The sequence below is a fragment of the Sulfitobacter sp. DSM 110093 genome, assembly GCF_022788715.1.
Lineage (GTDB): Bacteria > Pseudomonadota > Alphaproteobacteria > Rhodobacterales > Rhodobacteraceae > Sulfitobacter.
This window is the reverse complement of the sequence record NZ_CP085169.1, coordinates 124628-139947: the sequence shown is the minus strand read 5'-3', so window position 1 is coordinate 139947 and position 15320 is coordinate 124628. Positions and strand designations below refer to the sequence as shown.

Sequence of the window (15320 nt, the reverse complement as noted above, 5' to 3'; positions counted from 1 at the left end):
CCCTCGGGACGGCGCTATGAGGGCTGTATGCAGAGGCCCGTTTAGGCCGCATCACACGACCTGGATTTTGCCACCCTCCCCCACGTGCATGCTCACATCGTCCTAAGGGCGGGCGATCTAGCAGCGTTCATTGGGCAATCTCAGCTGATCATTAAAGTACATACACTTGTTGAAGGGCCTCTGCGGTTCGAAACTGGTTTTGAGCTCCAGCAAAGAAGGCCGATGAGGCCTTTTAACATTAGAGCGACCTTCACGATGTCATCACGAACCGGTGGCATCAACATACCAAGGTAGGTCTGCAAAAATCCACAAGCATTGATTGGCTCGCTGCCATTGTACCCCGGTTAGCACCACCAGATCTTTGAAGCGGCTTCAATGGTTTGCCTCCTGGACAAATCTACTGTTTGCTCTCGCGTCGCCTTCGAGGTCAACACGGCCCGATATCTCTCCTGACTGTACGATCCGCTTTGTCCGGGATTTTAATCCCGCCCAACAAGCTAGCACTGGCCCGAATCCCTAAGTGATGTCTGCAATAAGTCGCTCTGGATCAATATCGCGTTGTTTCTCAATCTGACCCAATCAGCTGCCACTTGCCGGATTGATCTTACGTCGCACACATCACTCGTCAGGCTGGGACCTTAACCTGGAGCTTTTACCGTCAAAAGCACATATATCCGATTGATAACATACCAAAGTTATGTTTTATATACTTTTGATATTAACTGTGCCGCCCTTGTTATGGGGTGAAGAGAGGAATTACCCCCATGGCCGATACCGTTTTACAAGCCGGACCACAGATCAGCGTCCCTGTCGACGCGCTTCAGTCAGACATCGCACGTTATAGCAGACAGGGCGATACGCTGACCGTGCAATTGAAAAATGGTGATACGATCACCATCAATGATTTCTATAAACCTGCAGTAGATGGCTCTCTGCACAGCCTCACGCTGCGCGATAACACCAATGTCGACATTCAAGGCGAGCCCGAAGAAGAACTCAGCTCAGAAGAGCTGGCTGGTCTTGCCGGGGCAGGTCTGGCTGGCTTGGGGTTGGCAATGTCGGGCGGCGGCGGTGGAGATGATGACGATGGGGACGCTGACGCCGATGCGGACGCCGATGCGGACGCCGACGCTGATGCGGACGCCGATGCTGATGCGGATGCCGACGCTGATGCGGATGCAGATGCGGACGCCGACGCTGATGCAGACGCTGATGCGGATGCAGATGCGGACGCCGACGCTGATGCAGACGCCGATGCGGACGCCGATGCTGATGCAGACGCTGATGCGGATGCTGATGCCGACGCTGATGCAGACGCTGATGCGGATGCAGACGCGGACGCGGACGCTGATGCCGATGCGGATGCCGACGCTGATGCCGACGCGGACGCTGATGCGGATGCCGACGCTGATGCGGATGCCGACGCTGATGCAGACGCGGACGCTGATGCCGATGCGGATGCCGACGCGGACGCCGATGCCGACGCGGACGCTGATGCCGATGCAGACGCGGATGCTGATGCAGACGCCGATGCGGATGCAGACGCCGATGCCGACGCGGATGCGGACGCCGATGCTGATGCAGACGCCGACGCGGATGCCGACGCGGATGCAGATGCGGATGCCGACGCTGATGCAGACGCCGACGCTGATGCCGATGCGGATGCCGACGCTGATGCGGATGCCGACGCTGATGCAGACGCCGACGCGGATGCCGACGCGGATGCAGATGCGGATGCCGACGCTGATGCAGACGCCGACGCTGATGCCGATGCGGATGCCGACGCTGATGCGGATGCCGACGCTGATGCTGATGCGGATGCCGACGCTGATGCCGATGCAGACGCGGATGCTGATGCAGACGCCGATGCGGATGCAGACGCCGATGCCGACGCGGATGCTGATGCAGACGCCGACGCGGATGCCGACGCGGATGCAGATGCGGATGCCGACGCTGATGCAGACGCCGACGCTGATGCCGATGCGGATGCCGACGCTGATGCGGATGCCGACGCTGATGCTGATGCGGATGCCGACGCTGATCACGGCTTTGTCGACCCCATCCTTTCCGATGAAGGTCTGCTTGGAGATGTAACTGGGAACGAGGGTCTTTTAGGTGCGGTTACCGGCTCTGAGGGCTTGCTTGGCGACCTCCTTGGTAGCGGAACGCCATTGGGTGATGTCGGCGAAGAGTTGCTAGGTCAGCCCGTGATCGGAGGCGGAGAGATATCTGAAGATACTGGTCTTGTTGACGGTGTCATTGCTGACGATGGTCTGCTCGGTCCTGTTACAGGAAACGAAGGCATCCTTGGTGATGTCACGGGCTCTGAAGGCTTGCTTGGCGACCTGGTCGGCAACGACGGTGTCTTGTCGGATCTCACCGGTGCTGATGGTCTGGTCGGTGGTCTGGTGGGAACCGGAACGCTTGGGGCAACCGATGGTGACGGCGGTGACGGCGGCCTTCTCGATGGCTTGCTCGGCGGTGAAGGTGGCGAAGACGGCCTACTTGGTGGCCTGCTCGGCGGTGACAGCGGTCTACTCGACGGCGTAACCGGTGAAGACGGTCTCGTTGGCGGCCTGCTCGGCGGTGACAGCGGTCTGCTCGACGGCGTAATCGGTGAAGACGGTCTCGTTGGCGGCCTGCTCGGCGGTGACAGCGGTCTGCTCGACGGCGTAATCGGTGAAGACGGTCTACTTGGTGGCCTGCTCGGCGGTGACAGCGGTCTGCTCGACGGCGTAACCGGTGAAGACGGTCTCGTTGGCGGCCTGCTCGGCGGTGACAGCGGTCTGCTCGACGGCGTAACCGGTGAAGACGGTCTCGTCGGTGGCCTGCTCGGCGGTGACAGCGGTCTGCTCGACGGCGTAACCGGTGAAGACGGTCTCGTCGGTGGCCTGCTCGGCGGTGACAGCGGTCTGCTTGACGGCGTAACCGGTGAAGACGGTCTCGTTGGCGGCCTGCTCGGCGGTGACAGCGGTCTGCTCGACGGCGTAACCGGTGAAGACGGTCTACTTGGTGGCCTGCTCGGCGGTGACAGCGGTCTACTCGACGGCGTAACCGGTGAAGAAGGTCTCGTTGGCGGTCTGCTCGGCGGTGACAGCGGTCTACTCGACGGCGTAATCGGCGAAGATGGTCTCGTTGGCGGCTTGCTTGGTGGCTTGGGCGGTGGACAAGACGACATCGTCTAACCGACAGATCAATCGAACAATCACAAGCCCTACATGCTATGTAGGGCTTGTTTGCCGTCCAGACGCCTGTTGGGAAAAGTTCTCATTCGCCTGCTGGCTAAATACGTGCCGGAATCAGATGGCACCGGTCGCGGCTATGGCTTCAGGCAAACATTTTGACTTTGAAGATCGCCTACCCCTCCTGCAACCAGTATTAAGGCAGGCTAAGATTTTCTGAATCTCGAAAGGCGCTGGAAAAGGCCTGTGCTGTTTGAGCCTTTCACCAAGATAATGTCACCCGTGGAGACCTGTTGAGTCAGGATATTCTCAAGATTTTTCGGGTCTAAAATGGTGAACCTACGGTCATTGCCAACCAATGGAAGGCTCGCCTTAAGCTCGTCACCGACAAGATAGACGGCATCCAAAGGTTTGTTTTTGAGTAGGTTAAGAAGTGCATCATGTTCTGACCGACTGTCCTCACCAAGTTCCGCCATATCCCCCAGAATGGCCACTCGCTTCCCACTGCATGGCATAGCAAACATCTCATCCAACGCTGCCCGCATCGATGCAGGGTTTGCATTATAAGAATGGTCCAGTATCTTTGCGGGGCCTTTCGTTGTGGCCCATTCGATAATCTGGCCGCGCCCGATGTCTTTCGTAAAGGTCGTCAAATGCTCAAGCATAGGCCCAATCGGTTGACCCAGTACATTGGCGACAGCGGCGACAGCCATCACATTATCAATCGCATAGCGCCCCGGGCCCTGTATGGGGACTATATGACGTTCTCCAAAAACGTTCAGCATGACTTGCGTTGCCGATGCGGCTGAAGATGTCGGAAAAATATTGGCCGCATCCGACCACCCGTAAGTTACAATCTTCAACCCCTTGAGTTTTGCAGCAGCCTCTACGATCTCATATTCGATCATATCTCGATTGAGGATCGCCACGCCTTGGTCGGGCATCTCTGAAAAAATGCGGGCCTTTTTTTGAGCGATAGTGGCCGTGTTCGTATGATAGGCCAAATGTGCAGGATGAATATTGGTGAACACCGCAATGTCTGGTCGCGCCAGTCGGCTGTTCTCTTGCATTTGTCCGATGGCCATTTCCAGAACACAATATTGCGTATCCGTGGGCGCACAACACAGGTTCCAAGCAAGACCGCGCGCCATATTCGCGCTAAAACGGGTGGCGTGAACTTTGCCGATTGCACCAAGGCAATGCGCAATCATTGACGTGACAGTGGTCTTTCCCGCGCTCCCCGTTACGCCGACGATCGGCCCAGTGAGTGATCTACGCGCGTCTTTTGCCAAGGCCATCAACGCGGCGCGCATATCAGGAACACGTAAGACAGAGCCCGCTTTGCCAAAGACTTCGCAGCTGTTACTCACAATCGCGAGGCGTGGAATAATCCCTTTTCTTTCTAGTTCCTTATAGGGAATTCCAAAACTGTCATCTGCATGCCGTACAAACACGATATCATCCTCGCGAAAGCTTGGGGCGAAGATCGAAACGCCATTCAGCTCCAGCTTTTCACTTGGGGAAGTCAGCCATTCTGACCCCGGCAAAAGGTCGGCTATATCTGCTGTCGACCAGCGCGCCCGACCCGTCGTACTGACCCGCCGGCGCTTTTGCTGATCGCAAAGGCTGATAAAACTGTCGCGTTCTTTCAGATAAGAGCGATATGCGATCAACCCGGACAGGTAGTGTTCAACATCATCAATGCGCACCCGGAACCCGTGGTGGCGAATAAAGAAGCTTCCAGTGACTGAAGCCGGGTTTCTGAAATACATCGCGACTTCGGGGAAAAAGAACCCGTTGGTTAGATACTGCGCCCTATGTTCCATCGCCTCGCGAAACGCATCAAGATCCAGCGCATCAATGACCGGAACGAGCGATGCATCCTGCAGCGATCTTTGCAACAGCAGGCGGGTGGCGCAGCACAGTTCCAGAAGGGTAGGAAAGGTAGTGATCCTATCGCGGATAAACGGCAAGTAGTCTCGGACGTTGCGGACGCCAAATGCGATATACTTTGGGTCCGTGTAATGACGAGACAGCTCGTTTACACAATACGCCAGCCAGTGATCGTTGTACTGCCAATAATCCTTGGCGATAAAGTAGTCGACAGCACGCCGCGTCGCATCCAACCAGCGTTGATCGCCGGTGGCACCGTACAGGCGCATCAGCGCAAATGCGGCTTCCCCATCATAATAGACTGTGCGAAAATCCTCTTTCGGGGTCAGGGTTTCCGCATCCAGAATGTGGTAAAAGCTGCCATCCGTTCGTTGCATCGACAAGATTCCGGCGCCCAATCGATGCGCCAGTTCGAGCACAGTCTTGTCCCCTGTCACTTCGAAGAACTTGCAGCACGCCAAAATGGCAACGGCATTACCACCCAGCTTTATCTCATTGCCCCTGTCCATCAAAAAGGCCGACGCACCGCCCGGACCACTGCGGTATTTGACAAGGTGTTCCGCGATCTGCCTTAAAGACCGATCAATGGCCTCACGCAAATCATGGCTTTGTAGCAACTCATAGGCTTCGCACAATGCATAGGTACTGCTGGCGTGGCGCAACGTGTTGTAATGGTTAATCGAGCGATCAAAACATGGATGTCTGCCATAGTGAAATAGGCCGTTCTCGTTCACCTGGGCCGCAAGATATTCAGCGCTCTCACGTATCAGGAAATCAAGGTTATCAGGCTCCATGAGGTCGAAAATGCGCCGCCCACCGTTAAGCCCAGAAGGCTCGAGGCAAACAATTTCGTTGCGATCAAGATCACGAAACAGCCCATCAGATGTAAAAAGATAAACGGTGTCGGAATCCGCTGGTGCTTCAAACGTTTTTCCAAAACGTCTTTTCCAGTAGATTCCAAAGTTATTGAGATTCATCTCGCAATGCGGAACTTGCGCGCCTTTATAAAACAAGGCACTGCCGTTCAGCTCACCTTCAGTTATCGCCTGCGTAAATCCCGTATCTAGAGACATACCTTTGCGGCTGTAGTTGCGTTTTACCTTCTGCAGCGCAGCTTTGTAGTTGGCAAAGGACGTCGCTTGCACCGAAGTCGCCCAATCCAAACGCACATGGCGCGCGCCAAGCAGCTGCAAGGACGCCTTTTCCTCTAGCCGCTCGCGCAATTCAACCAAGGTTGAAGCCGTGATCGTTTTAACCCGTGCGCGGCTGTCACCATCCGTCGCCGACACAAAGACAACAAAGCACGGATATGGTTCTGGCAGAGGGGATATCCGCGCGATGAGTTCGTCGAGGAGTTGCGATACTGTAGCGGTTTTCATAAGAGTTCAGCGTTCGCGTCTAAGTATTGCATGAGGTTCGGGAGGCAACCACACATCGCAACCGCAAACCGCCTAACCTGCTCATTCCCTTGCCATTCTTAAGTAACGATTGGAAAGAGACAAGACAACCTAGGGGGCACGCCCCTACGGTAAATATTGATAAATGGAGGGCCAACATTCTCGTCAGTTGCGCTGCACTCTGGCATCAATCTCCTGCGCCAATTGTCCCAAATCAGCTTGCCCCCAAGAGGCTGCGTTCCCAATCAGAGATGCTTGGGGCCCTTGGGGGCTGGAAGTGACGTTCATTTGGAGCTCAAATCCGCTGTCAGATTCTTTGGGCAGATCTATGCGTTCCATCGTTAAAAAGCCGAAAGATATTTTCCCAATCATAGCCTCTTCAAAGATTTTCCGAAACGGAGAGGTTGAGAAACGCCCTGTAGGGGTTCGGATATGAACGAGAAACCGCATCCAATCCGCCTTAGCACGGATTTCTTGTCCCATGAGGGTATCATCATCCAAGGCCGAGGTCGGCAACATCTCAGCAGAGGCTGATATCTGTTCCGACACCCAGCCGGCCCCTGATCCACAGGAGTAGCGCAAGGGGAACTCGAGCATTTCGGCACCAATAAAAGAAGCTACCGCCGCTTCTCGCCGCCCCACAACGCTGTGGACCAATACCGCCCCTTGGCCGGCCTGAGCGCACAGCGTTTCGGAAAAGGCCGCGTGCAGATGACAAAAAGCCGAAACACCCGTATTTTTGACTAAGACCTCCACCTGAGCGGAGACCTGAGGCGCCAGAACGTCATTCAACGTGTTGGTTTTACTTATATTTTTTGGGGACAAATCTGGCAAACCCTGCGCCTTGCGGCCAATGTTCAACTTCTCCGGCAAGGGGAACAACCCCTCTCTCCAAAATGCATCTTTTTCCTCTGCGCGCGTCAGTATTTGTTTGCCGCGGTGGGAAATGAAGTCCCCGTGAGACAAAGGGCTTTCAGAGACAGGCATGCTCAGTGCGTGTTTGAGCAGCTCTTCAAGCAGCAGGACAATGCTATAGCCGTCGATGATCGCATGATGGACCCGCACCAAGATCACATCTCCCGCGCCGCCGAACTTAAGCAGGCACATTTCAAACATTGGATCAGAAAGCGCCGTCAGCGGTTTTGCACAGCGCGCCATAATGGCCTTCTTTTGCGCCGCTTCGGACATCTCCCCTAACTCTTCTATGATCAATCCGATCGGGTGATTTGGCAGGATCTCGGCGCGCCAGACATTACCCAACTCAACAAAACGAAGCCGCAAGGAATCATGTCTGAGCACAAGTTGATCAAAGGCACGGCGCAGGGTGCGAGAACTCACACCAGGCGTGATACGAACGGCCCATGAAATCGTTTGGTTGATATGAAACCCCACCGAGGTTTCTGGATCAAGGGCCGCCGCCAACATACGCTGCTGGTAGTAAGAGAGGGGAAAATATTTTCCTTGTCGCAGAGCAGGTGTCGGAACTGTCATATGCTTTCTATGTCTTCCCCACAGGTGCGCCCGCTCAATAGTGGCATCTCATGATTGAGAAAACATTGCATGGTAAGGTTGCTTCACGCAACAAAGGAGAACTGGTCCCAGTTTGTCAGAAGTGCACTACCAAAACCCAAGCGTTAAGATCGTCGCTTTTGAAGCTGATCCCTCGAAAATATAAGAAAGTGCTTTGCCTTCTGTGAAGCCCTTACGAAACTATCGCAGGTCAGGATTTTAACCTTGCACGCGCACCTCTATCTCTTGTGCCAGTTGCTGAAGGTCATCATTGCTCCAGCCGGCAGCATCAGCAACGAGAGAAGCTTGCGGGCCACTTTTTGTTGGATAGATATTAAGTTGGGCTTCAAAATCGGTCTCTGTGCTCTTGGGCAGTTCTATTCTTTCCAAGGTGATAAACCCGAAGCTGATCTTCCCCCCAAGGGTCTCCTCAAAAACCTTGCGAAATGGAGAAGACGAAATACGACCTGTTGGCGTAGGGATATGCACAAGAAACCGGTACCAATCCCCCTCTTCAGTCTGCAGCTCTCGCCCCAGCCTGGTCTCCTTAGAGAACGCTTTGGTAGGCACCATCTCAGATGAGGCCGCGACTTGCTGGGAGACCCAAGCCGCTCCTGATCCTTGGCAATACTTCAAAGGAAACAAAAGCATTTCAGCGCCGATGAAGGACGCAATTGCTGCATCTCGACGCCCCACAATGCTATGAACCAGCACCGCATCTTGTCCCGCTTGAGCACAAAGGGTCTCTGAAAACGCCGCGTGCAAGTGGCAAAAAGCTGACACTTCGGTGCTTTTGGACAAAGCATCGATCCGGGCAATCGTCTGCGGCTTGAGAAAGTTTTTTAGTGTATTTGTTGGCCCTGTATTGCGCATCGACAAAGGGGGGAGTCCTTTTGCCTGGCGCCCAAGTTTCAATCGCTGCGGCAGCGGGCAGAGGGCATCGCGCCAAAAGTCATCCTTTATAGACGCGTTCTCCGCCAACTGATTATTGCGGTAGGCCATGAAATCCGCATGGGATAGAGGCGCCTCACTGACAGGCATGTTCAACACATGTTTAAGCAGCTCCTCAAACAGTAAAGCCAGACTGTAACCATCAATGATCGTATGATGGATCCGCGCCAGGATCACATCTCCCGCGCCCCCGAACTTCAACAATTGCATCTCGAACATCGCCTCAGACAACGCCGTCAACGGTGTCGCGCAATAGGCTGCGATCACGTCCCTTTGTCTCTCTTCGGACATCTCTCCTAGGTCTTCGACAATCAATCCTAGTGGATGTTTGGGCAGGATCTCAGCATGCCAGCTGCTGCCGATCTCGACCATGCGCAGCCGCAATGAATCATGCCTTTCAACCAGCTCATCGAATGCGCGGCGCAGAGTACGAAAGCTTACTCCGGGGGTGATCCGCAAGGCCCATGAAATTGTTTGATCCAAATGAAATGCAGCAGGCGTATCGGGATCAAGCGCTGCAGACAGCATGCGGCGTTGATAGTCTGAGAGCGCAGAGTACTTTCGTGACCGAAGAGCGATGGATGTCATGGTGTTCTTCTATCCTCCCCCGACGTGTGCATTACCTTACACGTTTCCAGCTTTGTCCGTCACATATTATGCCAAGACAGCCTTCAACGCGCAGTTCGGTTTTGTGTAGGGTAACCTTAGCCCTGTACACCTTGCGGTTTTCGGCATCCCAAACCCTGCCATTCACCCATTGGTTTGCGCTTACTTGTTCAAGATCCCAGAAAATTGGCCGCCCGACGATCTCTGTATGCGGGGTTCTAAACGTTTCATGGATATACCCGCAAAGCAGCGTCCGATTTCCTTTGCAGGGCGCAACCTCAACGTGCAAATAGGCGCCAGTTCGGCCGGTTTCCGTAAGCCAGATTCCAAAGGGCTCGGCCCCCAAATCAGAGGCCGAGATACCCATTGCAACAAGAAAGCCGATCGTCAGTTTCCGCATCGTTCGCCATAAATTCCGCATCGTTCGCCATAAAAAGAAGGTTTCTGATTACGTATAAGACCGATGGTCTACCGCCATCTAGAGTTCCGCAGCGGCAGACCTTCGCTCATGTTAGGCGATAAACTCTACGAAGTCTGTATTGCTCATCCCTTGAATGCCAACCCTAACGGCTCAATGAGTGCCCGCTCCAACTGCCCCGTCGTCTCGATCGACAGATGTGATACCACCAAGGTCAAAAACGTTTCGCGAAAATCCCGGCGGGCAGCGGCACCGTCTACAAAGCAAAGGCTCAAATGGTCTCAGCGATCAACACTACCGAGGCAGAAACCCCATGAAAAAGAACACGCGCAAACCAAGGCCTCCCAAGGAAACACCACCGGCGCCGACCAGCACCAAGATGTCACCGCCGCGCAATCTGACGCCCGAGCTTTGTGAGCGTCTGCGCCGGGATATGATGAAAGCCTGCCTGACCGTGGCGGAAACACATGGCCTGATGGTCGAAGACGGTGAATTGAGTGATATCGATCTGCGTCATAGCTTCAGCATCGGCTTTCGCGTCGGCATTCCGATGGAAGACGGCACAATCTACTCGCCGGACAAAGCCATGTTCGAGGTGCTCGCACCGTAACCGCTCCATTGATACCGCGCTTATGCAGCTTGATTGTTTTGCGCAGCCATCGGCACCCAGTTCCACGGCAGCAGGTCATCTAAGCGGTTGATCTTGTGATCATGGATGCGGTCGAGGATGTCAGCGAGATAGGCCTGTGGGTTGAGGCCGTTTAGCTTTGCGGTTTCAATGATCGTCATGGCGCGGGCGAGTGTTTCTGCACCGGTGTCGGCCCCGGCAAACAGCCAGTTCTTTCTTCCGATTCCAATCGGTCGCAGGGCGCGTTCAGCTGGATTATTGTCGATGGCCACGCGACCGTCTTCCAGGAACAAGCTGAAGGCTTCCCGACGGTTGAGGCCATAGCGGAAGGCCTTGGCCAAATTGCTCTTTCCCGGGATGCCCAAGAGCTGTTGCTCGGACCAAGTAAAGAACGCCTCAACCTTCGGCAGGCTGAACTTTTGACGTGCCGCGTAACGGACGTCAGCAGGCTGGCCACTGATATCGCGCTCAACGTCATAGAGTTTGCCGACCTGGTCGAGCGCCTCGCGGGCGATCTCGGATTTGGTCGATGCCCAGAAGTCGTGGAAGTCACGGCGCAGGTGCGCCCAACAGGAAGCCTCGCGTAAACGAGGCAAACCATCAGGTCCAGGCGCGTAAAGCTTGGCATAACCCTTGTAACCGTCTGCCTGAAGGATACCGCTGGCATTAGCCAGGTGGTCCAAGACATGCTCCTCCTTCCAATCCGGCGCAAACCGATAGACGGCTCCAGGTGGCGCATCCCCCGCCCATGGGCGCTGGTCACGCACATAGGCCCAGATCCGTCCCTGCCTGACGCCTTTACCAAGCCCTTTGTCGCGCAAAGATCGGTCCAGCACCCGGATCGGCGTGTCATCCGCATGCAGCAGGTCGCTGCCCATGATGTCAGCCTCGATCCGTTCGATCAGTGGCGACAAGGCCTTCATGGCCCGCCCGCACCAGCCCACAAGGGTGGTCTCGGGGATGTCTGCGCCCATGCGGGCGAAGATCTCGTGCTGGCGATATAAGGGAAGATGATCGTCAAACTTCGCGACTAAAATATGAGCCAGCAGGTTCGGGCCTGCCATGCTGCCCGGGATCGGACGGCTGGGTGCAGGCTCCTGCACCATCCGCTCGCAGCGGCGACAGGACTTCTTGATCCGGGCGATCTGAACCACCTTCATCTGGGCTGCAATCATGTCCAGCAGTTCGCTGACATCCTCACCCACCACGCGCAGATCGCCGCCACAGTCAGCGCAGCATGTGCCGGGATCAAGTTCACGACGCTCGCGCGGTGTCGCATCCGAGACACGTGGACGTCGACGCAGCGCGGGCGCAGAGGGATCATCCGGTGCCGGCTCGTCCTGACCTTCGTCGATGGGCGCTTCATCGCCCTCGGCCACGGCCAGTAGCAAGTCTTCAAGGGCCAGTTCCAGCTGCTCGATCTCGCGCTCGATCTTTTCCGATGACTTGCCGAAGGCCAGCTTCTGCAACTTTGCGATCCGCAGGCGGAGGGCCTGAACCAGCTGGTCGTGGACCCGCAATGTCGCCGAGATCTTGGCATTTTCCGCCTGCAAAGCCGCAATCATCGCCTTCAATATGGCGGGATCATCGGGGAGGTTTTGCGTTACATTCGACATGCACATGGCTACCACAATGCACGTGATAGCGCCATAAAAACAAAGCGTTTTAGCCTATATATTCAGCCCACGCGAGCGGGCGGCGCGCCCCAATCCGGCCTGCGCCAGTCAATGCCTTCCCACAACATTGCAAGCTGCGCGGACGTCAGACGGGCGGCCCCCTCGGTCATTGCAGGCCAAGGGAAGCGGCCGCGTTCCAGGACTTTATAATAGAGGCAAAAGCCCTGACCGTCCCAATACAGAAGCTTGAGCCGATCTCCCCTGCGGCCGCGAAAGGCGAAGACCGCACCGCCCGTCGGCTTCTGGCGCAGGACATCCTGGGTCAGCGCAGCAAGACCAGCAATGCCCTTGCGCATGTCCGTGACACCGCAAGCCACGTAGACGCGAACGCCAGTGCCCGGACCAATCATACTGCTTCCACAGCACGGATTAGCTGCGTCAGCGCCAAGGCAGCCATGTTGCTGTCGAAGTGCAGGCTGCGGCCGTTGCGCAAGCGCAGTTCGACAGCCATCGGGGCCGCGACGGTGGGTGTGTCAGCGATGGCGGGAACGCCGTGTTCAGGAATATCGAAAGGAAGGAAGAGCGCACCTGCGTCAGGCGACCAAAGTCCTTTGTTCTTCAGATCATGCCGCCACGCATAGATCTGTTGCCGCGTGATCTCGTGGCGCTGCGCCACCTGCGTGACCGTCGCACCATCCGTGTCCACCGACATGACAATTCCAAGCTTCTCTTCGTCGCTCCAGCGCCGCCGACGTTCAAACCCCAGTATCTCACCACGCATAGCCGACCCCCACCTAAGACACGTCGCTAACGACGTCGTTAAGCACGTCTCTTAGCAAATCATCAGCAGATCAGGCAGGTGGTCCCAATCGAGTGGTTACCTCGCACCTCATTTTGGGCTGGAGCCATCTGATTATCGCCGAACGTTTAAAACCGGTGGAGACCTCCACCGGATCGTTGGGATCAACCCTAACAGACCAAAATACCCTATCAGCACTGAGCGGGTCTCCGACGGTCGCGGCTTCAAGATGCCAGCTGAAAACGTCGCTATGTATCTGCAACGGTCAGACCCATGAGGTGTACCGTAAGCGCCGTCTGCGGCCCATTGATTTTCACGGTTCCGTTAAGCTGATGGAGCGGGGAATTCCTCTCTGAGCATTAGAAGAAGACAGCGCTTACCTTTTTGCCGATATTGATCGGCCGAATGTTCAGGAAGTCCATTATGCCATGGGCGAACATGCTTCTCTTGAAGTCATTCCGGTCCATCAAATGCCTCCAGCGAGTTAACGTGACAACACCCACTAGGCATCTAAAGCCTGCCACCGGCCGTCAGACCTAGCCGGTGGCTCTGATCAAGCGATAAGGTCAAAAGCTTCAAAATCAGCTTTTAGCCCAATCGTGGAAATCCGACCACCATCATCAAGATCCCAGCTCTTAATATACGTCAACGAGCTGTCCTGATGGAGTGTGGCCTCATCAATGATCACCAACTCTGTTTCATAAGAGATCATTTGTACATCTTCAGCGTTTGCCATCAAAAAGCTGATAAAGTCCCTTACAGATTGGTCGTACTTCTCAAGCTGGCCCTCAGGTCGAATAACGCCAGTGTCGTTTGTTGCCGAAGCCTGACCAAAGTCTGATAGATAATCCTGCGCCGTGGCATTTGTTATGATGTTGCCTGTGGTGGAGAACCCAAATTCTTTCAACACAGCAGCAACATCAGAAGGCAGGGAATTCGCAAGTACGTAGCTGCTCTCGACATGGATTTCTGGCATGTCAGTCATTGAAACGCTGTCATTTTCAGCGGTCTCTTTCAACTGAGAGGCTTTAGTGAGAGCCATCTCAGAAGAATCCCCTTTTCCTTCATCTTCAAAAGGATACGCCTTGTTCCTCATGTTGCTGAAGACCTCGCTACCCACCGCAAGAGCCAATAAAGGCGCTTTCGAGAGTTGCTCGGTGGTCAACAGGCTTGCGGTGACTTCCATGGCCTGCATGAGCTCTGACACTATGGTCTCAACTTGTGAACTCACAAGGCTGCTTGCAAAGAGATCGAAGTCCAGCAGAGAGCTCCAGATGCCCTCTGCATTTTCGCCAAAGTCCTGCAGGATGTTCCAATCGGCACCAGAGATGCTCAGCAACATGGTCTCGAGCGACTTCTGATCTGTCTCGCTGATTTTGTCTTTTTCTCCAGAAGTACCGTTGGAGAACAACCCAGCAGTCTGCGCAACCTTTCCGAGGAACGGATCTAGACCATAGGTCAGTGCAAGGGCGCTGAGGCCCATGCCGACGTAGTTTGCAGGCAATGTGAGGTTTACTGATTTTTCCGCATGATCTGGATCATGCCCGATATGCGTCTCTGCCGAAAGCAATGTGGCCTCTTCAGCAAGAGAGAAGGTTGTTATTGCTTCTGGAACCGTGGCGTCAAAAAAGACGGGCTCTGCGAGGATCTCAGGCGCAGCCTCCTCAACGACATCCTCCTCCGGCGTGACCGCGGCGCTCGCTTCATCCGATTGCAAGTAAATTGTCCAAATCAAAGCGGCCAAAGCTGCAGCGGGATGCACAGTTACTTTGCGATCCTTTGCTTCTGCAAGCTGGATGATGTTTTGCCGTGCCTTAGACTTATTCTCTTTGGCCATCCCCAGCTGCTGAATATAGGCATCAACAAGATCATTGAGGCTATGTCCTTTGACAACAGCGCTCTGAGAGGGGCTGTCGAGCATATAAATCGCGCGAATACGGCAAAGGTGAACAAAAACCTCACCTTTCGGGTCCAGGAAAACGAACCAAGGATCGCCCTCATCAGTAACACCACGATCGGTTGCAATCGTAAGGTCAGCTAGGTTCAAAAGCCGATTGATGCGGAATAATGTGGCGAGTTCTTGATTGGACCAATCATAGCTGGCCACTCCCGCCGCCGCGTCTTTATTGCGAGGCGGTCTTCCTGCTATGCGCTTTTGGCGCGAACCCAATTGCAAGAGAGGGCTGTCTTGGAAAGTCTCCAACGGCATGGCGCCTTCAACGAGGCTGGAGAGGGAATATGTCCCACTGTCGCCGCGTTTGCGTGTCGTTTCATCGGTCTTGTGGCGTGGGAATTTAATGACTTCCGACATAGGTGTGCCT

General features: G+C 55.1%; 9 protein-coding genes. 2 read left to right on the top strand and 7 right to left on the bottom strand.

The window, feature by feature from the left end:
* The first annotated feature begins 764 nt into the window (after positions 1-764).
* On the top strand, positions 765-3185 hold the full coding sequence (locus DSM110093_RS18865; protein WP_243267759.1) for a BapA prefix-like domain-containing protein: 2421 nt from the start codon (positions 765-767) through the stop codon (positions 3183-3185).
* 203 nt (positions 3186-3388) lie between these two features.
* On the opposite strand, the gene DSM110093_RS18860 is transcribed toward DSM110093_RS18865, so the two are convergent.
* The 3 genes from DSM110093_RS18860 to DSM110093_RS18850 form a co-directional block, all read right to left on the bottom strand.
* On the bottom strand, positions 3389-6454 hold the full coding sequence (locus tag DSM110093_RS18860) for a Mur ligase family protein (RefSeq protein ID WP_243267758.1): 3066 nt from the start codon (positions 6452-6454) through the stop codon (positions 3389-3391).
* A 183-nt stretch (positions 6455-6637) separates the two neighbouring features.
* Positions 6638-7963, bottom strand: coding sequence for a condensation domain-containing protein (locus DSM110093_RS18855; RefSeq protein WP_243267757.1), 1326 nt, complete (start codon positions 7961-7963; stop codon positions 6638-6640).
* 237 nt (positions 7964-8200) lie between these two features.
* Positions 8201-9520: a condensation domain-containing protein gene (locus DSM110093_RS18850; RefSeq protein WP_243267756.1), complete on the bottom strand. Its 1320-nt coding sequence runs from the start codon at positions 9518-9520 to the stop codon at positions 8201-8203.
* A gap of 749 nt (positions 9521-10269) precedes the next feature.
* On the opposite strand from DSM110093_RS18850, the gene DSM110093_RS18845 reads away from it, so the two are divergent.
* Positions 10270-10566: a hypothetical protein gene (locus tag DSM110093_RS18845; protein WP_243267755.1), complete on the top strand. Its 297-nt coding sequence runs from the start codon at positions 10270-10272 to the stop codon at positions 10564-10566.
* 20 nt (positions 10567-10586) lie between these two features.
* Here the strand turns inward: DSM110093_RS18845 and DSM110093_RS18840 are convergent, their stop codons facing one another.
* From DSM110093_RS18840 to DSM110093_RS18825, 4 genes are all read right to left on the bottom strand, one after another.
* Positions 10587-12200, bottom strand: a complete 1614-nt coding sequence (locus DSM110093_RS18840; protein WP_243266316.1) for an IS66 family transposase — start codon at positions 12198-12200, stop codon at positions 10587-10589.
* Between the two features lie 62 nt (positions 12201-12262).
* Positions 12263-12610 carry an IS66 family insertion sequence element accessory protein TnpB gene (gene tnpB, locus DSM110093_RS18835; RefSeq protein WP_086055032.1) on the bottom strand — a complete coding sequence of 116 codons (348 nt, stop codon included), beginning with the start codon at positions 12608-12610 and terminating at the stop codon, positions 12263-12265.
* Positions 12607-12981, bottom strand: coding sequence for a transposase (locus DSM110093_RS18830; protein ID WP_243266315.1), 375 nt, complete (start codon positions 12979-12981; stop codon positions 12607-12609). Before DSM110093_RS18830 ends, tnpB begins: the two co-directional genes overlap by 4 nt.
* Positions 12982-13552: 571 nt before the next feature.
* Entirely contained in the window at positions 13553-15310 is a 1758-nt protein-coding gene (locus DSM110093_RS18825) for a hypothetical protein (protein ID WP_243267754.1), read from the bottom strand.
* Between the last annotated feature and the right edge of the window lie 10 nt (positions 15311-15320).